At 59.6% G+C, this 18,690-nt stretch carries 22 protein-coding genes; 14 read left to right on the top strand and 8 right to left on the bottom strand.

What is annotated here, in order from left to right:
* Nucleotides 1–473 precede the first annotated feature (473 nt).
* Both CKW11_RS18155 and CKW11_RS18150 read right to left on the bottom strand, forming a co-directional pair.
* Entirely contained in the window at nt 474–1,070 is a 597-nt protein-coding gene (locus tag CKW11_RS18155; RefSeq protein WP_095138603.1) for a tRNA-uridine aminocarboxypropyltransferase, read from the bottom strand.
* 5 nt (nt 1,071–1,075) lie between these two features.
* The gene (locus tag CKW11_RS18150) at nt 1,076–1,969 is read right to left on the bottom strand and encodes a LysR family transcriptional regulator (protein WP_007956593.1); all 894 of its coding nucleotides are present in this window, start codon (nt 1,967–1,969) and stop codon (nt 1,076–1,078) included.
* A gap of 323 nt (nt 1,970–2,292) precedes the next feature.
* Between CKW11_RS18150 and speB the strand changes: the two genes are divergently transcribed.
* The 6 genes from speB (at nt 2,293) to CKW11_RS18120 (ending at nt 7,870) form a co-directional block, all read left to right on the top strand.
* Nucleotides 2,293–3,243, top strand: a complete 951-nt coding sequence (gene speB / locus CKW11_RS18145) for an agmatinase (RefSeq protein WP_003222717.1) — start codon at nt 2,293–2,295, stop codon at nt 3,241–3,243.
* 10 nt (nt 3,244–3,253) lie between these two features.
* Nucleotides 3,254–3,676: a nuclear transport factor 2 family protein gene (locus CKW11_RS18140; protein ID WP_095138602.1), complete on the top strand. Its 423-nt coding sequence runs from the start codon at nt 3,254–3,256 to the stop codon at nt 3,674–3,676.
* 56 nt (nt 3,677–3,732) lie between these two features.
* Nucleotides 3,733–5,235 (top strand): cytosine permease, encoded by a 1,503-nt coding sequence (locus CKW11_RS18135; RefSeq protein WP_095138601.1) that lies wholly within the window; start codon nt 3,733–3,735, stop codon nt 5,233–5,235.
* A gap of 153 nt (nt 5,236–5,388) precedes the next feature.
* Nucleotides 5,389–6,768: a sodium:solute symporter gene (locus CKW11_RS18130; protein WP_095138600.1), complete on the top strand. Its 1,380-nt coding sequence runs from the start codon at nt 5,389–5,391 to the stop codon at nt 6,766–6,768.
* An 85-nt stretch (nt 6,769–6,853) separates the two neighbouring features.
* Nucleotides 6,854–7,579 carry an MBL fold metallo-hydrolase gene (locus CKW11_RS18125; RefSeq protein ID WP_095138599.1) on the top strand — a complete coding sequence of 242 codons (726 nt, stop codon included), beginning with the start codon at nt 6,854–6,856 and terminating at the stop codon, nt 7,577–7,579.
* Nucleotides 7,580–7,621: 42 nt separating this feature from the next.
* Nucleotides 7,622–7,870, top strand: coding sequence for a phosphopantetheine-containing protein (locus CKW11_RS18120; protein ID WP_095138598.1), 249 nt, complete (start codon nt 7,622–7,624; stop codon nt 7,868–7,870).
* Between the two features lie 203 nt (nt 7,871–8,073).
* On the opposite strand, the gene CKW11_RS28870 is transcribed toward CKW11_RS18120, so the two are convergent.
* The gene (locus tag CKW11_RS28870; RefSeq protein ID WP_007914492.1) at nt 8,074–8,202 is read right to left on the bottom strand and encodes a PA1414 family protein; all 129 of its coding nucleotides are present in this window, start codon (nt 8,200–8,202) and stop codon (nt 8,074–8,076) included.
* Nucleotides 8,203–8,344: 142 nt separating this feature from the next.
* Nucleotides 8,345–9,238, bottom strand: a complete 894-nt coding sequence (locus CKW11_RS18115) for a LysR family transcriptional regulator (RefSeq protein WP_095138597.1) — start codon at nt 9,236–9,238, stop codon at nt 8,345–8,347.
* A gap of 104 nt (nt 9,239–9,342) precedes the next feature.
* Between CKW11_RS18115 and CKW11_RS18110 the strand changes: the two genes are divergently transcribed.
* Nucleotides 9,343–10,524, top strand: a complete 1,182-nt coding sequence (locus tag CKW11_RS18110; protein ID WP_095138596.1) for an MFS transporter — start codon at nt 9,343–9,345, stop codon at nt 10,522–10,524.
* Here the strand turns inward: CKW11_RS18110 and CKW11_RS18105 are convergent.
* The 3 genes from CKW11_RS18105 to CKW11_RS18095 form a co-directional block, all read right to left on the bottom strand.
* Nucleotides 10,469–11,401 (bottom strand): DMT family transporter, encoded by a 933-nt coding sequence (locus CKW11_RS18105; protein ID WP_095138595.1) that lies wholly within the window; start codon nt 11,399–11,401, stop codon nt 10,469–10,471. The genes CKW11_RS18110 and CKW11_RS18105 overlap by 56 nt on opposite strands.
* Before the next feature lie 255 nt (nt 11,402–11,656).
* Entirely contained in the window at nt 11,657–12,046 is a 390-nt protein-coding gene (locus CKW11_RS18100) for a DUF2177 family protein (RefSeq protein WP_095138594.1), read from the bottom strand.
* A 103-nt stretch (nt 12,047–12,149) separates the two neighbouring features.
* Entirely contained in the window at nt 12,150–12,986 is an 837-nt protein-coding gene (locus tag CKW11_RS18095; protein ID WP_095138593.1) for a S1 RNA-binding domain-containing protein, read from the bottom strand.
* Between the two features lie 350 nt (nt 12,987–13,336).
* Between CKW11_RS18095 and CKW11_RS18090 the strand changes: the two genes are divergently transcribed.
* The 3 genes from CKW11_RS18090 to CKW11_RS18080 all read left to right on the top strand — a co-directional run bounded on the left by CKW11_RS18090 (nt 13,337) and on the right by CKW11_RS18080 (nt 15,392).
* Complete coding sequence (locus tag CKW11_RS18090) at nt 13,337–13,525, top strand: hypothetical protein (protein ID WP_016985943.1); 189 nt, start codon at nt 13,337–13,339, stop codon at nt 13,523–13,525.
* A gap of 206 nt (nt 13,526–13,731) precedes the next feature.
* Nucleotides 13,732–14,451, top strand: coding sequence for a TorF family putative porin (locus CKW11_RS18085; RefSeq protein ID WP_095138592.1), 720 nt, complete (start codon nt 13,732–13,734; stop codon nt 14,449–14,451).
* 71 nt (nt 14,452–14,522) lie between these two features.
* Complete coding sequence (locus CKW11_RS18080) at nt 14,523–15,392, top strand: DUF6279 family lipoprotein (protein WP_095138591.1); 870 nt, start codon at nt 14,523–14,525, stop codon at nt 15,390–15,392.
* A gap of 113 nt (nt 15,393–15,505) precedes the next feature.
* On the opposite strand, the gene CKW11_RS18075 is transcribed toward CKW11_RS18080, so the two are convergent.
* Entirely contained in the window at nt 15,506–15,898 is a 393-nt protein-coding gene (locus tag CKW11_RS18075) for a transcriptional regulator (RefSeq protein WP_095138590.1), read from the bottom strand.
* Between the two features lie 176 nt (nt 15,899–16,074).
* On the opposite strand from CKW11_RS18075, the gene CKW11_RS18070 reads away from it, so the two are divergent.
* The 4 genes from CKW11_RS18070 (at nt 16,075) to CKW11_RS18055 (ending at nt 18,649) form a co-directional block, all read left to right on the top strand.
* A complete protein-coding gene (locus tag CKW11_RS18070) occupies nt 16,075–16,809 on the top strand; it encodes a thioredoxin family protein (protein ID WP_095138589.1) in 735 nt (244 codons plus the stop codon).
* Between the two features lie 105 nt (nt 16,810–16,914).
* Nucleotides 16,915–17,190 (top strand): hypothetical protein, encoded by a 276-nt coding sequence (locus CKW11_RS18065; protein ID WP_095138588.1) that lies wholly within the window; start codon nt 16,915–16,917, stop codon nt 17,188–17,190.
* 262 nt (nt 17,191–17,452) lie between these two features.
* Nucleotides 17,453–18,037, top strand: a complete 585-nt coding sequence (locus CKW11_RS18060) for a papain-like cysteine protease family protein (protein ID WP_095138587.1) — start codon at nt 17,453–17,455, stop codon at nt 18,035–18,037.
* A gap of 12 nt (nt 18,038–18,049) precedes the next feature.
* Complete coding sequence (locus CKW11_RS18055) at nt 18,050–18,649, top strand: hypothetical protein (protein ID WP_095138586.1); 600 nt, start codon at nt 18,050–18,052, stop codon at nt 18,647–18,649.
* Nucleotides 18,650–18,690: the final 41 nt, after the last annotated feature.

The raw sequence follows: 18,690 nt of genomic DNA, 5'->3' as shown, positions 1-18,690 counted from the left end.
CGCTTTCGCGAGCAAGCCCGCTCCCACTTTTGGAATGCATTCCTGCTGGAAGAAGCCGATTGTGGACGTTGTTGGGATTTGCGCTGATTGATCCGACGCTTTCGCGAGCAAGCCCGCTCCCACATTTGGAATGCGTTCCTGCTGGAAGAAGCCGATTGTGGACATTGTTGGGATTTGCGGTGATTGATCCGACGCTTTCGCGAGCAAGCCCGCTCCCACATTTGGAATGCATTCCTGCTGGAAGAATGCCGATTGTGGACATTGTTGGGATTTGCGGTGATTGTTCTGGCGCCTTCGCGAGCAAGCCCGCTCCCACAGGTGATCGCATTCCTGCTGGAAGAAGCCGATTGTGGACGTTGTTGGGATTTGCGCTGATTGATCCGACGCCTTCGCGAGCAAGCCCGCTCCCACATTTGGAATGCATTCCCCTGTGGGAGCGGGCTTGCTCGCGAAGAGGCCGTTACTGGCAACAACTATCTGTCGCCATGATTGCGCTGAAAAACTTCCTCCCCCATCGCCGCAATCTGCCCCTCGATCAACGCTTCGAACGGCTTGAGCAACGGCGCAAACGTCATCGGCGCTTCCAGAGTTTCCAGCGCCTGCACAATCGCCTCGATGGTCGACAACGCCCCCGGCCCCGGGGCCTTGCGCAAGCGGTAGCGCGACACCCCGCCCGCGGCCAGCGTCACCCGTGGCAACGCTGCCAGTAGCGGATTGAGGTGGAGCATCTTGCGTGCCTTGCGCCAAGTGCCGTCGGGCACCACCAGCAACAACAGTTGATCGGATTCACGGTAAGCCTGCAGCGGCTGCGCATCGTCGGCGGGAAACAACAACCGCGCCTGATACCCCGGCCGATTGAGCAGCGTCGGCAGATCCTCGAACACTTCCCCGACAATCAGCTCGGCATTGGTCAAACCAAGAGCCGCCAGTCGCGCAGTGTTGAGCGCGTGATTGACCTCGCTTGGGTGCTGCAACAGCAGAACGCGGGTGCGGCTGTCGAGGCTGGGGATCAGCGGGCACAGGCAGTGGGTGTGTGGGCGCAGGCAGCGCGGGCATTGGGGTCTGGACATGGTTCTTATGCCTGATTGAGCTGTGCTTTGAGCAAATCACGGAAGGTCTGGATCAGCGGCTCGCGGCTGCGGCCACGACGCATGATCATCGAAAACGGCGCCTGATAGCCGAAGGTCGCCGGCAGCAACACGCGCAGGTCGCCCTTGTCGGCCCAGGCCTGGGCGTAGTGCTCCGGCAGATAACCGATGTAGGCGCCGGACAGCACCAGAATGAGCTGCGCCTCCATACTTTCCACGGTCGCCGCGCTGTGTTTGAAACCGTGGCGCGCCAGCTCTGCCTGGCTCCAGTAACCACGGCCGACCATGCGTTGCTGGGTGATGACCTGCTCGGGGATTCGCCGCTCGTTGAACAGCGGATGCCGGCTGCTGCAATACAGCCAGTGCTGCTCGCGGTACAGCGGCATGTACACCAGACCGCTCATGCGCGTGGAGAACGCGCCGATGGCCAAGTCGAGGCGATTGTCCTGCACACCGAGTTGCAGTTCGTACGGGCTCATCACCGACAGGTGCAAATGCACCGCCGGGTGTTCCTGACTGTAGGCGCCGATGGCTTCGGCGAACGGCAAGGCCTTGTCACTGACGGTGGAGTCGATCACCCCGAGGTTGAGCGTGCCGCGCAATTCGCCCTTGAGCGCAGCGGCGTATTGCTCGAATCCTTCGAGCTCGGCCAGCAGGCGCAGGGTTTCCTGATGGAACAGCTCGCCCTTGCTGGTCAGGCTGAACCCGCCCCGCCCGCGATGGCACAGCACCAGACCGAGCGCGGCTTCGAGCTGGCTCATGTAGGTGCTGATCGCCGAGGTCGACAGGTTGAGCTCCTGCTGCGCGTTAGCGAAGCCCTGATGCCGGACCACGCTGACGAAGATGCGCAATAGTTTCAGGTCGGGTAAAGCGTTGGCCATCAGGTACTCCACAAATCATTTGAACTCACCGATCCCTGTAGGAGCTGCCGCAGGCTGCGATCTTTTGATCTTGATTTCTGGCAGCCTTGAAGGCGCCGAAAATCAAAAGATCGCAGCCTTCGGCAGTTCCTACAGGGGTGTTTCACTTGGCAAGAAGTCTATCCCGGGCCTCACCATTAGTTTAGAAAATTCTGAACTAAGTTTTTGCCCGTAGCGATTCTTCCCCTCCACTACATTTCGCAGAATCGGCCCCACAACGGCGTCCGAACCTGTGTTCAACGGTGCGCCGACATAAATAAAACAAAGACGATGAGGCCCTACCCGTGGACAAGATTCTTCACCAACCACTGGGCGGCAACGAAATGCCGCGCTTCGGCGGCATCGCCACCATGCTCCGACTCCCCCATGTACCGACCGCTGCCGGCCTGGACGCTGCCTTCGTTGGCGTGCCACTGGACATCGGTACTTCGCTGCGCCCCGGCACCCGCTTCGGGCCACGCGACATCCGCACCGAATCGGTGATGATCCGCCCGTACAACATGGCCACCGGCGCCGCGCCGTTCGACTCGCTGTCGGTCGCCGACATCGGTGACGTGGCGATCAACACCTTTAATCTGCTCGACGCCGTGCGCATCATCGAAGAAGCCTACGACAACATCCTCGAGCACAACGTGATCCCGATGACCCTGGGTGGCGACCACACCATCACCCTGCCGATCCTGCGTGCCATCCATAAAAAGCACGGCAAGGTCGGTCTGGTGCACATCGATGCGCACGCTGACGTCAACGATCACATGTTCGGCGAGAAGATCGCCCACGGCACAACCTTCCGTCGCGCCGTCGAAGAAGGTCTGCTGGACTGCGACCGCGTGGTGCAGATTGGTCTTCGCGCGCAGGGCTACACCGCTGACGACTTCAACTGGAGCCGCGATCAGGGTTTCCGCGTGGTGCAGGCCGAAGAGTGCTGGCACAAGTCACTGGCACCGCTGATGGCCGAAGTGCGCGAGAAAGTCGGCGGCGGCCCGGTGTACCTGAGCTTCGACATCGACGGCATCGACCCGGCCTGGGCGCCAGGTACCGGCACCCCGGAAATCGGTGGTCTGACGACCATTCAGGCGATTGAAATCGTACGCGGCTGCCAAGGCCTCGACCTGATCGGCTGCGATCTGGTAGAAGTCTCGCCCGCTTATGACACCACCGGCAACACCTCGCTGCTGGCCGCCAACCTGCTGTACGAAATGCTCTGCGTACTGCCTGGCGTGGTCCACCGCTGAGGGTTCGGCCATGAACGAACGTGATCAGGTGTTGCAAGCGGCTGCCGATCTGGTGTCCGCCTTCGCTCGTAACGATCGCGAGGCTTATTTCGGCGCGTTCAGCGCCGATGCGAGCTTCGTGTTTTACACCCTCGAACAGCCGCTGCTGTCGCGCGATGCCTATCAAGCGTTGTGGGACAGCTGGCGCGCCGAGGATGGCTTCGAAGTGTTGTCGTGCACTTCAAGCAACGCCTTCGTCAGCTTGCAAGGTGACGTGGCGGTGTTTATCCATGACGTGGCCACCGAGCTGCGCATGCAAGGGGAGCAACATTTCAGCCAGGAGCGCGAGACGATTGTTTTCAGGAAACAAGCGTCGAGCCTAGAACAACAAGGCCATTGGCTGGCCTGCCACGAACATTTATCCGCCATGCCGGAAGGGCTGCCATCCCCTTAGCCAAACAGGTGACGCCTCACACACGATGAGGCGCGCCTTTATGATCGGAGCAGATCATGAATAACAACAACAACGACCAAAGCCTTACGCAAATTGAAACCCACGGGGTCGAACAGATCCCGGACCACGAACGCACCGCAGGCCCGACGGATTTGTTCCGGATGATCTTCGGCGGTTCGAACACCTTTGCCACCGCCGTGCTTGGCAGTTTCCCGGTGCTGTTCGGTCTGTCGTTTCAGGCCGGTGTCTGGGCGATTGTGCTGGGCGTGCTGCTCGGCTCGCTGATCCTCGCACCGATGGGCCTGTTCGGCCCGCTCAACGGCACCAACAATGCCGTGTCCTCCGGGGCGCATTTCGGCGTACACGGGCGGATCGTCGGTTCGTTCCTGTCGCTGTTGACCGCCATCGCGTTTTTCTCGCTCTCGGTGTGGAGTTCGGGCGATGCGTTGATCGGTGGGGCGAAACGCCTGATCGGTCTGCCGGAAACCGACCTGACCCTGGGCCTGGCCTACGGTCTGTTCGCGATTCTGGTGCTGACCGTGTGCATCTACGGCTTCCGCTTTTTGCTGTGGGTGAACAAGATCGCGGTGTGGAGCGCCAGCCTGTTGTTCCTGCTGGGCATCTTCGCCTTCGCCGGTCCTTTCGATGTCAACTACGCCGGTACGGTAAACCTCGGTCAACCGGGCTTCTGGGCGGCGTTCATCGGCGCGGCGCTGGTCGCGATGAGCAACCCGATTTCCTTCGGCGCGTTCCTCGGCGACTGGTCGCGCTACATCCCGCGTGACACTTCCAAGCAGCGAATCATGGCCGCCGTGGTGCTGTCGCAGATCGCCACGTTCATCCCGTTCCTGTTCGGCCTGAGCACCGCGACCATCGTCGCGATCAAGGCGCCGGACTACATCGCGGCGAACAACTATGTGGGCGGCCTGCTGGCGGTATCGCCGAGCTGGTTCTTCCTGCCGGTGTGCTTGATTGCGGTGATCGGCGGCATGTCCACCGGCACCACCTCGCTGTATGGCACCGGGCTGGACATGTCCAGCGTGTTTCCACGGGTGCTGTCGCGGGTCAAGGCGACGCTGCTGATCGGCGTGCTATCGATTGCCTTCATCTTCATCGGGCGCTTTGCGGCGAATTTGGTGCAGAGCGTGTCGACCTTCGCCGTGCTGATCATCACCTGCACCACCCCGTGGATGGTGATCATGATCATCGGCCTGCTGGTGCGTCGCGGCTTCTACTGCCCGGATGACCTGCAAGTGTTCACTCGCGGCGAGCAAGGCGGACGCTACTGGTTCAACCACGGCTGGAACTGGCGTGGTCTGGGCGCATGGATCCCGAGCGCGGCGGTCGGCCTGTGCTTCGTCAACCTGCCGGGGCAATTCGTTGGCCCGCTGGGCGAGTTGGCCGGTGGTATCGACATCAGCCTGCCGGTAACCCTGGGCCTGGCGTCGGTGGTGTACCTGACGCTGCTGAGCCTGTTCCCGGAACCGCGGGAAGTGTTCGGGCCCACGGATGCCCGGCGTGAAGCCGCAGTAAAACCCCAACTGCGTCAGGCCGCCTGACGCAAATCCCCTGTGGGAGCGGACTTGCTCGCGAAGACGGCGGCACATCCAGCATTAATGTGACTGACCCGAAGCATTCGCGAGCAAGCCCGCTCCCACAAGGGCAAATCGAATTCCGCCTCACATAAAAAAGACAATCGGAGACACGCCATCATGGCTTTGGATTTATTCGTCGTCCTCATCTACGCCGCCGGCATGCTCTTGCTCGGCTACTTCGGCATGCGCAAGGCCAAGACCAACGAGGACTTTCTCGTGGCTGGTCGTAACCTCGGCCCAAGCCTGTACATGGGCACCATGGCCGCGACCGTATTGGGTGGCGCATCCACCGTTGGCACCGTGCGCCTGGGCTACGTGCATGGCATCTCCGGTTTCTGGCTGTGTGCGGCGCTGGGTTGCGGCATCGTCGCGCTGAACCTGTTCCTCGCCAAACCGCTGCTGAAACTGAAGATCTACACCGTTACCCAGGTGCTGGAAAAGCGCTATAACCCGATGGCCCGCTCGGCGAGCGCGGCGATCATGCTGGCCTACGCGCTGATGATCGGCGTGACCTCGATCCTCGCCATCGGCACCGTGCTGCAAGTGCTGTTCGGCCTGCCGTTCTGGATCTCGGTACTGCTCGGCGGTGGCGTGGTGGTGATCTATTCGGCGATCGGCGGCATGTGGTCGCTGACCCTCACCGACATCGTCCAGTTCATCATCAAGACCGTAGGCCTGATGTTCATCCTGTTGCCGATCTGCCTGTACCGCGTCGGCGGCTGGGACGAACTGGTGCTGAAGCTGCCGGCAGCGGCGTTCAACTTCACCACCATCGGCTGGGACACGATCATCACCTACTTCATGATCTACTTCTTCGGCATCCTGATCGGTCAGGACATCTGGCAACGGGTGTTCACCGTCAAGACCGCCAAAGTCGCCCAGTACGCCGGCAGCATCGCCGGTATCTACTGCATTCTCTACGGTCTGGCCTGCGCGCTGATCGGCATGGCCGCTCACGTACTGATCCCGGATCTGGACAACGTCAACAACGCCTTCGCCGCCATCGTCAAACTGTCGCTGCCGGACGGCATCCGTGGCCTGGTGATCGCTGCGGCACTGGCCGCGATGATGTCCACCGCCAGCGCCGGCCTGCTGGCTGCTGCCACCACCCTGACCGAAGACCTGCTGCCGAAACTGCGCGGCGGCAAACAGTCGAGTCTGGCGATCAACCGTCTGTTCACTCTGCTCACCGGTGTTGTGGTGCTCGGCATCGCGCTGGTGGTGAATGACGTGATCAGCGCCCTGACCCTGGCCTACAACCTGCTGGTCGGCGGCATGCTGATTCCGCTGATCGGTGCGATCTTCTGGAAACGCGCAACCACCGCCGGCGCCATCGCCAGCATGGGCCTGGGTTTCGCCACCGCGCTGCTGTTCATGTTCAAGGACGGTCTGGATGCGAACACGCCGATCTACTACAGCCTGGCGGTGGGTCTCGTGAGTTTTGTTGTGGTCAGCCTGGCATCGCGTCGCCCTGCGACCGTGGCCAGTGCCATCTAAGCTTTGATGTAACGACTTGATGCTTTCTTCGACGGGTGTGGCGTCGGTTGCCACACCCGTTTTTTTCGTCTGGAGAAAATGATTGATGAAGATTGTTTCTCGCGATCAATGGTTCGAAGTTTTGAGTTTGAGCGATGGCATCCGGTTGATCCACGAGCCGTACATCCGCCCGTTCTACCGCTGCAACCTCTGGCATATTCAGGGCCGCGACAAGGATCTGCTGCTCGACAGCGGTTCGGGACTGGTCAGCCTGCGCGAGCAGTTGCCGTGGATTACCGAGCGGCCATTGGTGGCGGTGGCCAGTCATTGCCACTTCGACCACATTGCCGGGCATCACGAATTCGCCGAGCGCCTGGTGCATCGTGCCGAGGCCGACATCCTCGCCGCGCCGGACGGAGAGAACGACCTGAGCCGGGCCTTCGTCTGCGACGACATGTTCGAGGCGCACCCGGACTGCCCGCTGTGCTACGCCGAATACCGGGTCAAGGCTGCGCCGGCCACCGGGTTTGTCGAGGATGGCGACGTGCTGGATCTGGGCGATCGCACCCTGCAAGTGCTGCATACGCCGGGGCACTCGCCGGGCGGGATCAGCCTGTATGAAGCGGCGACCGAAACGTTGTTTAGCGGCGACATCATTTACGACGGGCCGTTGATCGAGGACGCCTACCACTCCAATCTGCAGGATTACGCCGCCAGTCTGCGGCGTTTGCAGGCGCTACCGATCCGCACCGTGCATGGCGGACATTTCGGCAGTTTTTCCGGCGGGCATTTACGTTCGATGATTGACGAATGGCTGCGCGGGCACGCTTGAGGCCTGCTGTAATCAGTCGAAACAACCACGAAAACCTCTGCCATGAGAAGAGCTGCCGTGCGTGCTGCGGTGCACCGATACATTCGGCGCCTGCTGGAATCCCGCGAATTCAACGACGACACCAGTCTGGTGCAGTTAGGGCTGGAGAAGGCGGATATCGAGGATCTGATCTTTCATCTGGAAGATGAATTCGGACTGACGGCGTTTACTGCCGAAGAGGATCACATGCTCAAGACCGCGAAGACCGCGAATGACCTGAGTCGATTTTTGTTAGAGATTGGACGGCATTGAGGGAGATTGCCTAATACATCCTTCAGGGTGAGCTCAAACCCTGTGGCGAGGGAGCTTGCTCCCGCTGGGCTGCAAAGCAGCCCCAACACCATTCAGCCCGGTTGTGCCAGACGGACCTTGTTCAGTGACGTTACGACTGCTGCGCAGCCGGGCGGGAGCAAGCTCCCTCGCCACCACAAGCGTCACTCACTTGTGAGTCGTGCTTACCGGCGACGTTGTTGACGCCGGCGCTGTTCATCATCGGTGCGGATCGGTACGGGTTGCAGAGGCGGTTCGATCAAGCCGAGGGCAACACCCAAATCGTGCAGCCAGTTCTGAATTTTCTCTTTCATCGTCATGCCCCCTTCAGGGTAGTGCTGAGCGGCCGGAATTCTGAGGCCGCTTCGCACTGATAATAGTCCGAAGTCCTACGCAATGCTCGGCCAAATCCGCAATGATCTGTTACTGAATTGAACAGAATTACCCTCGGTAGGTTCACGCCGTCTGCCGGGATTCATTCGCGGCCACGGGATAGAGCGCTTGCTGTTGTTCAATCCAGGCATTGAGGTTGGCCCCGACCATGCCCTTGCGCCACATGAGCCACGTTGTCGCACTGGCAAACGGCTCGGCCAACGGGTGCACTGCAACGCTTTCGCGCCCCGGCAGACTGGCCAGCATCGACTCCGACATCAATGCCACACCGCTGCCGGCAATCACGCAGGCAAGCATGCCCTGATAGGACTCGATCTCCATCGCCCGCCCCATCGCCGCCTGATAGTGAACGAACCACGCCTCCAGCCGCGCACGGTAGGCGCAACCGTGGCGGAAGGTGAACACCGCCCTGCCCTCGACGTCCTTGGCGCTGCGGATCGGCGGGTGGTCGGCCTCGCTGATCAGCACCAGACGCTCCTCACACAGCGGCACGCCGTCGATCCCCGCCAGTTGTGGCGGGCCGTCCACCAGCGCCGCATCGAGACGCCCGGAGACCAGACCTTCGAGCAATTCGCCGCTGGGTCCGGACTGCACTTGCAGATTCACCGCCGGGTATTGCTTGTGATAGCGCGCCAGCAACGCCGGTAAATGGATCGCCGCCGTGCTGTACAGCGTGCCGAGGACGAAATCCCCCGCTGGTTGCCCGCCCATCACCGCGGCACTGGCCTGATCGCGCAAGGCGAACAGCTTGCCGGTGTAGTCCAGCAGGACTTTTCCCGCAGGCGATAACTGCAATCGCTGACGCTCGCGGACGAAAAGTTCGACGCCCAATTGCTCTTCCAGCTGTTTGAGCCGGGTCGACAGGTTGGACGGCACCCGGTGCAGACGCTCGGCGGCGCGGGTGATCGAACCTTCCTCGGCCACTGCCTGGAAGATCCGCAATTGGCTGAACTCCACTACCTTTCTCCATAACAGAACAAGTTACTCACTATTATTCAATTTTAAAGAAAGTCAATCGCTTCTAGCCTGACGGTCATTGCTCCTCCAAAGGAATCCCGACCATGTCGCCCTTGATTCGTTTATCCGCCTGTTTCGTCGCCCTGATGATGGCTATGGGCATCGGGCGTTTCGCCCTTACACCGCAACTGCCGCATCTGCTCAGCGAGGGTCAGGTCGACCTGACGGGCGCCGGTCTGATTGCTGCGGCCAACTACCTCGGCTACCTGCTGGGCGCGGTGGATGCGATGTTCGCTCACCGTCCACCGCAAGTGCGGCGTCGGTTGCATGGCGGTTTGTGGCTGTGTGTGCTGCTGACCCTGGCCTCGTTCTGGGCCAACGGTTTCTGGGCGCACCTGTTGCTGCGCTTTGGCACCGGGGTGGCGAGTGCCTGGGTGCTGGTGATGATTACGGCGCTGAGTCAACCACTGGCAGCGGCGGCAGGCCGGCCACGGCTGGGGGCACTGGTATTTGCCGGTCCCGGACTGGGAATTTTTCTGACCGGGTTGCTGGCACTGTTCTCACATCTGCTGAACCAGACATCTGCCACCTTGTGGCTGATCTATGCCGCCGTGGCGCTGCTGATGTTGCTGGGGATCGTGCGGATCCTGCCGCAACCGGGCGTGCACACGCCGGTCGCCACCCTCAACGTCAGCCATTCGAATCGCGGTATCCCGCGACTGGCGGCGGTGTATGCGTTATATGGCGTGGGTTACATCATCCCCGCCACATTTCTCTCGCAAATGGCTAACGCGCAGTTTCATGGGCAATGGCAGGCCGATCTGTTCTGGCCGTGTTTCGGTCTCGGCGCAGCGATTGGCGTGCTATTGGTGAGCCTGCGTCGCCACGATCCGAACACCACGCGGCACTGGCTGACCGCCACCCTTTGGTTGCAGGCGCTCGGGGTCTTCGCGTGTCTGTTGGGCAGCGCTTATGGCCTGGCGCTGGGGGTGGTGTTGTGTGGCATGCCGTTCCTGGCGTGCATGCAACTGGTGATGCAACGCTCGCGGGAACTGGCGCCGCACAGCACCCAGCGCAATGCCGGGCTGCTGACGGCGTGCTTTGCCGTCGGCCAGCTCAGCGGCCCGCTACTGGCGGCGCTGAGCAGCCATTTCAGCGGTGATCTGCAACCGGCGCTGATCATTGCCGGCAGCGGTCTGCTGATTGCCGGCGGGCTGGCGCTGCAATCGGTCAGTGCTGGCCGAGGGCTTTGCGCAAACGCCGACGCACCCACTGCTCAGCGCTGACAAAGGTGATGCCGAGCAACACCAGCACCGCGCCGATGACGAAGTTCACGCTCAATTTTTCACCGAGCAGTACCACGCCGAACGTGACGCCGAACAACGGGGTCATGAACGAAAACACTGCCAGATTGGCCGCCAGGTAGCGGCGCAGCAGCCAGAACCAGGTCAGGTAGCTGAAGAACGACACCACCAGGCCCTGAAACAACACGCTGGCCACCGCCACGGTGGTCAGGCTGACGTGAGTGATCTGGCCGCTGAACAGTGCGATCAACAGCAGACCGACGAAGCCGACGATCAGCTGATAGAACAGGGTCAGCGTCACTGGCGCCTCTGACAGACGCGAGGCGCGCACCACCACGGTGGTCGCGCCCCAGCAGGCGCCGGCAATGACCCCGAACGCATCGCCCAGCAGCATGCGCCGGTCGAGGTTGTCCCACGACACGCCACCGGCGAAGGCAATGGCGATACCGACGAACGCGAGCAGAATCCCCAGCCATTGCAACGGCCGCAAGCGTTCGCTGGCCAACAGGAAATGCACGCCCAGTGCGGTAAAAATCGGCGCGGTGTAGAGGAACACTGACATATGCGCGGCGGTGGTCAGTTGCAGACCTTCGGCGATGAAGAAGAACTCCAGACCGAACAATGCACCGGCCAGCAGTCCGCCGCGCCAGGTGTTGCCCACCTGATCCCAGCCGCCCTTCCAGCACAGCAGCAAGCCCACCAGCAACGCGGAAATCCCCGAGCGCCCGGCGGCCTGCATCACTGGCGCGATGTCGGGCGCGGCCCACTTGATCATCACTTGCTGCACGCCCCAGATCAGGCAGAGGCCGATCATCACCTGCAAGGCAAAACCGTCGGCATTGCGCCGCTCGACACTCACCGCAACACCTCGAACACACACAACATGGCAGCCATCCACTGGTCAAAAATCTGTGTCGGGATTATCAATCAGTCGGACAGAAAAAACCGTCTGGAAAAGACATTTAGTTTGTCTGTTGCGGCAGCGGCGAATGGTTGTCGGCTGCGCCGCCATTCGCGAGCAAGCCCGCTCCCACAGGATGATCGCATTCCCCCTGTGGGAGCGGGCTTACTCGCGAAGGCGTCGCTCCAGACAACAAAGATTACGGGGCTGACTTCAAAATCGCTTTGCCACCAAAAAGCCGACCGTACACGCCACAGCCGTGGCAACCGTCCCCCACGCCCAATCCATCAAACTCACCTGCACCGACCAGCCGCGCAACGTGGCCCAGTTGGTCAGGTCATACGTGCCATACGCCACCAGCCCCAGCAGCGCGCCCATCTTTGCCGCACGTTGCCAGCTCTGCGCCGGCAAGACCACAAACAGCACACAGCCAAAAACATACAGGCAATAAAAAACCGCTGCCGGAACCAGCAGCGGTTTTTCGAGCATCAGCGAACCGAGCAGTTCGCGGTAGGTTGGCGCCATCAATACGCCGAGCCAGATGCCATCGAGCAACAGAAACGCCACCAGCGTAGCAATATAAGCGATCAGCGCTTTCTTCATTTGCGAATCCTCATGTAGGAGCTGCCGCAGGCTGCGATCTGTTGATCTTCAAAAGGCAAAAGATCGCAGCCTGCGGCAGCTCCTACATGGGGCCGGCGTTCATTCAGGTTAGTTCAATGCGATCGGCATGAATGACGATCTTGCCTTCCTTGTACAGCGAACCAATGGCTTTCTTGAAGTTGCCCTTGCTGACACCGAACAGACTGCTGATCAACGCCGGATCGCTCTTGTCGCTGACGGCCAGCGAGCCATCGCTTTCGCGCAACTTGGCGAGAATCTTCGAGCTCAGGCTGCTCGCCGCTTCCTGACCCACCGGTTGCAGGCTAAGGCTGATCTTGCCGTCGGCGCGCACTTCCTTGATGAAACCCTTCTCGCGCATGCCGGAACGCATGAACTTGAAGATCTCATTCTTGTGGATCAAGCCCCAGTGCTTGTTGTTGATGATCGCCTTGAAGCCCATGTCGGTGGCTTCAGCCACCAGCAGATCAACTTCCTGACCGGCGCTGTAGTTGGCCGGGGTCTTGTCGAGATAGCGATCCAGACGCGCGGTGGCGGTGATGCGGCGGGTGTGTTTGTCCAGATAGACGTGCACCACGCAGTACTCGCCAGCGGTCATCTGACGCTTTTCTTCTGAGTACGGCAGCAACAGATCTTTGGGCAGGCCCCAATCGAGGAACACACCGATGCTGTTGACTTCAACAACTTTCAGGCTGGCAAATTCGCCGACCTGAACTTTTGGTTTTTCAGTGGTAGCGATAAGTTTGTCATCGCTGTCCAGATAAATAAAAACGTTGAGCCAGTCTTCATCTTCGCTGGGAATATCTTTAGGGATATAACGGTTGGGCAAAAGAATTTCGCCGTCGGCACCGCCGTCCAGATATAAACCGAAGTTAGTGTGTTTAACCACTTGCAAACTGTTGTAACGCCCGACTAAAGCCATTTTCCAGAACCCTCATTGCGTGGGCGGCATTCTACCCGGTTTTGCCGGTCTCGTTCGCTGGGCAAGCAGCCTGCCGCAGAAAATCTGCGGACACCTTGATTTCCCTGGGTTTGGCGCGGACGGCTCGCCATTCGTCAGACCAGCACGGAGCCTGCGGCGCCGTTTCACGGCGAATGTTTCCGCTAATGACCAAAAAATGTTCTTATTTAAAACAGTAGCTTAGGGGGATATTTCGGATAATTAATCGAGAATAATCCACCCACGCGCTCAGTTATTCCCGGGGATATTTATCAAGCAATTGTCAAGTTATTCCTGTACGATGCCTGGCCGAGTTACTTTTCTACAGGTTAATGGCCGCCATGCGTGTAAAAGCATCCACCAGCAAAGCAAAGCCAGCTCCAGCCGTTGAAACCAGCGAATCGATCAACGATCAGATCGCAGCGTTCCTTAAGTCCGGCGGCGAAATCCAGCAAATTGCCAAAGGCGTCAGCGGCCAGACGTTCGGTCCGTCCAAGCAGATCAGCCTGGGCAAGAAGTAACATCCGGTAATACACCCGTCCAGAGGCGCTTTGAGCTTCGAAGCGCCTGGACTGGCACCCGCGTTACCCCCTCCTTCTGTTTAATCAAATCCTTTGAAAATCGACGAACGGCCATCATTGCCGAGCATTCGCCGGTATCCTTGCACGCGTCTGGATCAAGCGTTTCAGCAGGCCAAGCCCTGCCCTCGCTGTTCATGGAGTGACGCATGCTCAAACCAAATTCATGTTTATTGTTTGTAGGCTTTCTAGCCTGCTCATCGGCGCACGCGCAGATTTTCCAGCGCGAGCTTGGCGACTTCGACCTCAAACTCGGCACCACGCCCAGCCGCAGCATGGCTCAGGGACTGGTCAAGCCGTCAGCCGTCGGCTCGTTTCACGGCGGCCTCGATCTGAGCCACGACAGTGGTTTGTATGTCGGCCAGTACGCACCGAGCATGGGCCTGACCCCGGGCAAGAACCTCGAAATCGACTCCTACATCGGCTTTAAACAACCTTTCGATCAAACCCTCGGCTACGAAGTCGGGATGATCCACTACAGCTATCCAAAGGTGGATACCCTCGACAGCCAGGAGCTGTTCGGCGGCCTGACCCTGCTCGGCAGCCGCTTCGGTGTGGCCGTCAGCAACGACCCGGACAAACAGAACAACACGCTTTTCGCCGACCTGGGCGGCAATCAGCCGTTCGGCATTGGGATCAGCATGAAATACACCACCCACCAACTGAACACACCGGTGTCGGTGGACGGTGGTTATGTCAGCAGTTTTACCGACTGGTCGGTGAAATTTTCCCGGCCGTTCATGGGCGTCGACCTGGACCTGATCTACAGTAATTCCAACCTCAGCGGCAGCGAATGCTCGGCGTATTCGGGACACAACAGTCAGTGTGACGGACTGGTGACGCTCAAGGCCGAGCGCGCATTCTATTGATCGGCTGAACTGCCGGGAGCTTCCTGCGTTCACATGAGAATCAGACGTCAGGCTCTCGCAAGGATTCGCCCATGTCTCGCTGGTTCAAGTACCTCACCCCCCTGCTGATCTTCACCCTCGCCCTCGGCGCCTGCAGCCGCGTCGGCCTGGCCTATCGCAATCTCGACGTGATCATCCCGTGGACGCTTGGCGACTACCTGGACATGAACGGCGAGCAGAAGGACTGGTTCAACGAAAGGCTCAAGGAACACCTGAACTGGCACTGCACCACGCAGCTGCCGGGCTACCTCGACTGGCTGGATCGCTTGCAGGCAATGGTCGAAAGCAATCAGGTGACCGACGCTGCGCTGCAAGCACGAACCGAGGAAGCGAAAAAAGCCATTGCCGAAACCGCACGGCAGATCACACCGTCGGCCATCGAGTTGCTGCAAGGGCTGGACGACAAACAAGTCGCCGAGATGAACGATGCGTTCGCCAAGGATCTGCGCAAACGTGAAAAGGAATACGTCCAACCGCCACTGGCGCAGCAGATCGCCGAGCGCGGCGCGCGCATGGACAAGCGCCTGACCGATTGGCTTGGCCCGTTGAGCGCCACTCAGGAAAAACGGGTGATGGCCTGGTCGACCGCGCTGGGCGATCAGAACACTCAATGGATCGCCAACCGCGCGCACTGGCAGCAACAGCTCAGCAACGCCGTTGCCCAGCGCAAAAGTCCGGAATTCCCACAGCGAATCGAGACACTTCTGGTCAACCGCGAGCGTTTATGGACAGCGGATTACCAAAAGGCCTACGCCAACACCGAAGCACAGGCGCGCTCGCTGGCGGTGGATCTGATGGCCGAGAGTACGCCGCAGCAACGTCAGCGGTTGTTGAAAAAGATCGAAGGCGTACGTAAAGATTTCAACGACCTCAAATGCCTGAAGGGCGCGCAAAAACCTTAAGGCTATGCAAAAAACAATGTGGGAGCGGGCTTGCTCGCGAATGCGGCGTGTCATTCACCCTTTACGTGTCTGATACACCGCATTCGCGAGCAAGCCCGCTCCCACAAAGGCTATCAGGCAATCTGCGCCTTGGAAGCCACCTCATCAAACGTCGCTTGATCCAGAGCATCTTCCTGCTCGTCCAGCACCTGCCGCGGATGATCATTTCCGGGAATGCTGCTGTCGATCAGGCTCAGCAGGCTTGATCCGCGTGGCGTCAGAATGAAATTGCTGCCGGTACTGCCCATATGATCCGGGCGCGGTTCGATAAATCCACGATCAAGCAACAAGCCTTCATATTCGCAGGCCACCGTTTTCAGGTGATCCAGATTCTCGATTGGCTCGCCCGCACTGGCTTTCTGCGCCGCATAGTCCTCGGCGTATTTTCGAGGCGCGAAACTTTCGCCTGCGCTGTTTTGCACTTCATGCAGCAGGCGTTCAATCAAATCCCAGTTATAAGTCGTCATCCTGATTCAACCTCCGGTGCGCGTGATTTGGGGCGCTGTCATAGGTTGTGACCCGGACGCATCGCAGCCGTTCAGCTGCATTTTCCGCGGCGCCCGACCGACGGTCTGTCGAATTGCCCGAGGGTTAAACGACTAGTCTGACAAAGACGGTTTCAACCCCCGCAGGAGAAATCATCATGAACATCGAGAATCATCCGGTGGTATCGCGCGAAGAATGGCTCGCTGCGCGCAAACAACATCTGGCCGAAGAAAAGGCCTTTACCAAGGAACGCGACCGCCTCAGTGCCAAGCGCCGCGCGTTGCCCTGGGTCAAAGTCGACAAGAACTACCGATTTCAAGGCCCAAACGGCCAACTGAAACTGGCCGACCTGTTCGGCAAGCACAGCCAGTTGATCGTTTACCACTTCATGTTCGCCAAGGACTGGGAGGAAGGCTGTCAGGGCTGCTCGTTCCTGTCCGACCACATCGACGGCGCCAATCTGCACCTGGCCCACCACGACATCGCAATGGTCGCGGTTTCCCATGCACCGTTTGAACAGTTCCAGGACTTCAAGCGGCGTATGGGCTGGAAATTCGACTGGGTGTCGTCAGACGGTTGCGATTTCAACTACGACTTTGGCGTGTGTGCCCGCGCTGAAGATGTTGCTGCAGGAAAGGCTACCTACAACTACGAAAAGACTTACAGCGCCGAGGAAGAAATGCCGGGGCTGAGTGTGTTTTATCGTGATGCAAAGGGCGACATTTTCCACACCTACTCAACTTATGCCCGCGGTCTGGACATGCTGGTCGGCGCCTACAACTACCTCGATCTCACGCCAAAGGGCCGCAATGAAGACGAGATCATGGAGTGGGTGCGGCACCACGACCGATATGAGAGAGAAACAAAATCCAGTTGCTGCCATGGCAACTGATAAACCTGTGGGGGCAAGTCTTGCTGGCTCCCACAACTCTGAACTTTTTACGTCATCCAGCCCTCCACCGATTACCTGCCTTAACCGGAACGGAGGCCCGCCCCCATGAAAACCCTGCTCAAGCTCACCCTTGCCGCCACTCTCGCCTGCGCCCTGCCGGTCTGGGCCTGTACACCGGAAGAAGCCACCGCCAAACGTGAACAATTGGCCAAGGAAGTCTCCAGGCTCACCGAACAGAATCCGGCCAAGGCCAAAGAGATCAACGCCGAGTTGCAGAAAATGGATCTGGGCACGGCCAGTGCCGATCTGCCGGACAAGTGCCAGTTGATTGATCAGCGCTTGAAGGAATTGGGCACGGCCGAGAAAAAAGCCGAGAGCTAAAAGCAAGATAAAAAGATCGCAGCCTTCGGCAGCTCCTACATTGATCCCTGTAGGAGCTGCCGAAGGCTGCGATCTTTTGCCCCTAAAAATGCATTAGTGCATTTATTTTCTTGCATAAACGCATATCCGGGCTAAGGTTACATCGAGCAAGGAGATCGGCACCGTTCATCGCAGATGAAAACCGTTAACCACCGATCGCTCGGCAATACCGCAACACAATCACAAGCTGGACGCTTGTTTTCATTCATGGAGGACTGAAAAAATGTTAACCACTCAAGCAACATCGTTCACCGGCGAGAGCCTGCCAAGGTGTCTCGTTGGCCACCTGCTCGACCCGCAACTGGTCGAGGTTGAAGCCACTGCGCAAACGGCGGCACTGGCCGCTGCCAACCTCAACTTCACGATGCAGAAACAGACTCAGACCAACTGGTGCTGGGCCGCTGTTTCCGCTTCGGTCGGCAACTACTACGGCACCGGGTCATGGACTCAGTGCGGCGTCGCCAGCACCCAACTGGATCGCAATTGCTGCAGCCAGCCAGGACCGTGCAACGTCTATGGCTACCTGGATTCTGCCCTGCAAACCACCCGCAGCTATAACGGGATGAATCAGGGTTCACTGCAGATGTCGGCCATTCAGAACCAGATCAACATGGGCCGCCCGGTCGGCCTGCGCTGTGCCTGGTACGGGGGTGGCGCACACTTCCTGGCGATCTACGGCACCAACGGCAACTACGTGCTGGTCGCCGACTCGATCTACGGTTACTCGACCCGCGCACTGAACTCATTCCCCGGTTCGTACAACGGCGGCGGCAACTGGACTCACACTTACTTCACCGCGAAAAACTAGGAGGGCGACATCATGCAACTGACTTATCCAAAGGCGCCTTCCAACGGCGTACAGACTTTGCGTCCGGTGCTGCAAGCCGCGCTGCAAAACCAGGGCTTCGGCATCAACCGCCAGTTCGCCAACGCGACACCGGCCAAAGTCAGCCTCAGCGAAGCCTATCGCGGCTACTCGCTGACGCTGGACGATCTGAGCCAGGGCAAAGGTCTGAAGGACGCCCGCATCGGCGACTGGCATTACCTGGTGTTTGCCGACGGCGTGAGCATTGCCGATGCGCAATTGGCCGAGGTGCGTGGTCATGTCGAGTTCGCTTCGCTGAACCACGGCACCCGGGCCGCTGACACCGTGGGCGCGTTGAAACTGGCGGAACAGGCGGCGCAATTGCAGGGCAAGAGCGTTGAGCTGCGGGTGCTGTTTGTCTCGGCACTGCACGTCGTGGCGATCTGGCTGCATGCTGACGGTGAAGATGTACTGATCCCGATCGAGCCGACGCCGAAAGAGCTGGGCGACTCGCGGTTGTACAGCGAAGCCGCACTGCTCGCGCTGCTCAAACCGGCGGCCGATCGCGCCAGACAGCGCTTTGACGCGGACACCAGCGGGCAGTTGGGGAACTGACAAACCCCGCGCATAAAAAAACCCGGACACTGTCCGGGTTT

Source organism: Pseudomonas sp. Irchel s3a10, assembly GCF_900187525.1.
Taxonomy (GTDB): domain Bacteria; phylum Pseudomonadota; class Gammaproteobacteria; order Pseudomonadales; family Pseudomonadaceae; genus Aquipseudomonas; species Aquipseudomonas koreensis_G.
The sequence above is the reverse complement of the archived record's forward strand: the minus strand, read 5'-3'. Positions and strand labels throughout refer to the sequence as shown.

Excerpts from the sequence above, each read along its gene's own strand:
- CKW11_RS18060 (WP_095138587.1), top strand. The coding sequence starts at position 17,453 with ATGTTAACCACTCAAGCAACATCGTTCACCGGCGAGAGCCTGCCAAGG.
- CKW11_RS18100 (WP_095138594.1), bottom strand. The coding sequence starts at position 12,046 with ATGAAGAAAGCGCTGATCGCTTATATTGCTACGCTGGTGGCGTTTCTG.
- CKW11_RS18090 (WP_016985943.1), top strand. The coding sequence starts at position 13,337 with ATGGCCGCCATGCGTGTAAAAGCATCCACCAGCAAAGCAAAGCCAGCT.
- CKW11_RS18130 (WP_095138600.1), top strand. The coding sequence starts at position 5,389 with ATGGCTTTGGATTTATTCGTCGTCCTCATCTACGCCGCCGGCATGCTC.
- CKW11_RS18140 (WP_095138602.1), top strand. The coding sequence starts at position 3,254 with ATGAACGAACGTGATCAGGTGTTGCAAGCGGCTGCCGATCTGGTGTCC.
- CKW11_RS18075 (WP_095138590.1), bottom strand. The coding sequence starts at position 15,898 with ATGACGACTTATAACTGGGATTTGATTGAACGCCTGCTGCATGAAGTG.
- CKW11_RS18135 (WP_095138601.1), top strand. The coding sequence starts at position 3,733 with ATGAATAACAACAACAACGACCAAAGCCTTACGCAAATTGAAACCCAC.
- CKW11_RS18065 (WP_095138588.1), top strand. The coding sequence starts at position 16,915 with ATGAAAACCCTGCTCAAGCTCACCCTTGCCGCCACTCTCGCCTGCGCC.
- CKW11_RS18155 (WP_095138603.1), bottom strand. The coding sequence starts at position 1,070 with ATGTCCAGACCCCAATGCCCGCGCTGCCTGCGCCCACACACCCACTGC.
- CKW11_RS18120 (WP_095138598.1), top strand. The coding sequence starts at position 7,622 with ATGAGAAGAGCTGCCGTGCGTGCTGCGGTGCACCGATACATTCGGCGC.
- CKW11_RS28870 (WP_007914492.1), bottom strand. The coding sequence starts at position 8,202 with ATGAAAGAGAAAATTCAGAACTGGCTGCACGATTTGGGTGTTGCCCTC.
- CKW11_RS18095 (WP_095138593.1), bottom strand. The coding sequence starts at position 12,986 with ATGGCTTTAGTCGGGCGTTACAACAGTTTGCAAGTGGTTAAACACACT.
- CKW11_RS18070 (WP_095138589.1), top strand. The coding sequence starts at position 16,075 with ATGAACATCGAGAATCATCCGGTGGTATCGCGCGAAGAATGGCTCGCT.
- CKW11_RS18150 (WP_007956593.1), bottom strand. The coding sequence starts at position 1,969 with ATGGCCAACGCTTTACCCGACCTGAAACTATTGCGCATCTTCGTCAGC.
- CKW11_RS18085 (WP_095138592.1), top strand. The coding sequence starts at position 13,732 with ATGCTCAAACCAAATTCATGTTTATTGTTTGTAGGCTTTCTAGCCTGC.
- CKW11_RS18080 (WP_095138591.1), top strand. The coding sequence starts at position 14,523 with ATGTCTCGCTGGTTCAAGTACCTCACCCCCCTGCTGATCTTCACCCTC.
- CKW11_RS18125 (WP_095138599.1), top strand. The coding sequence starts at position 6,854 with ATGAAGATTGTTTCTCGCGATCAATGGTTCGAAGTTTTGAGTTTGAGC.
- CKW11_RS18055 (WP_095138586.1), top strand. The coding sequence starts at position 18,050 with ATGCAACTGACTTATCCAAAGGCGCCTTCCAACGGCGTACAGACTTTG.
- CKW11_RS18110 (WP_095138596.1), top strand. The coding sequence starts at position 9,343 with ATGTCGCCCTTGATTCGTTTATCCGCCTGTTTCGTCGCCCTGATGATG.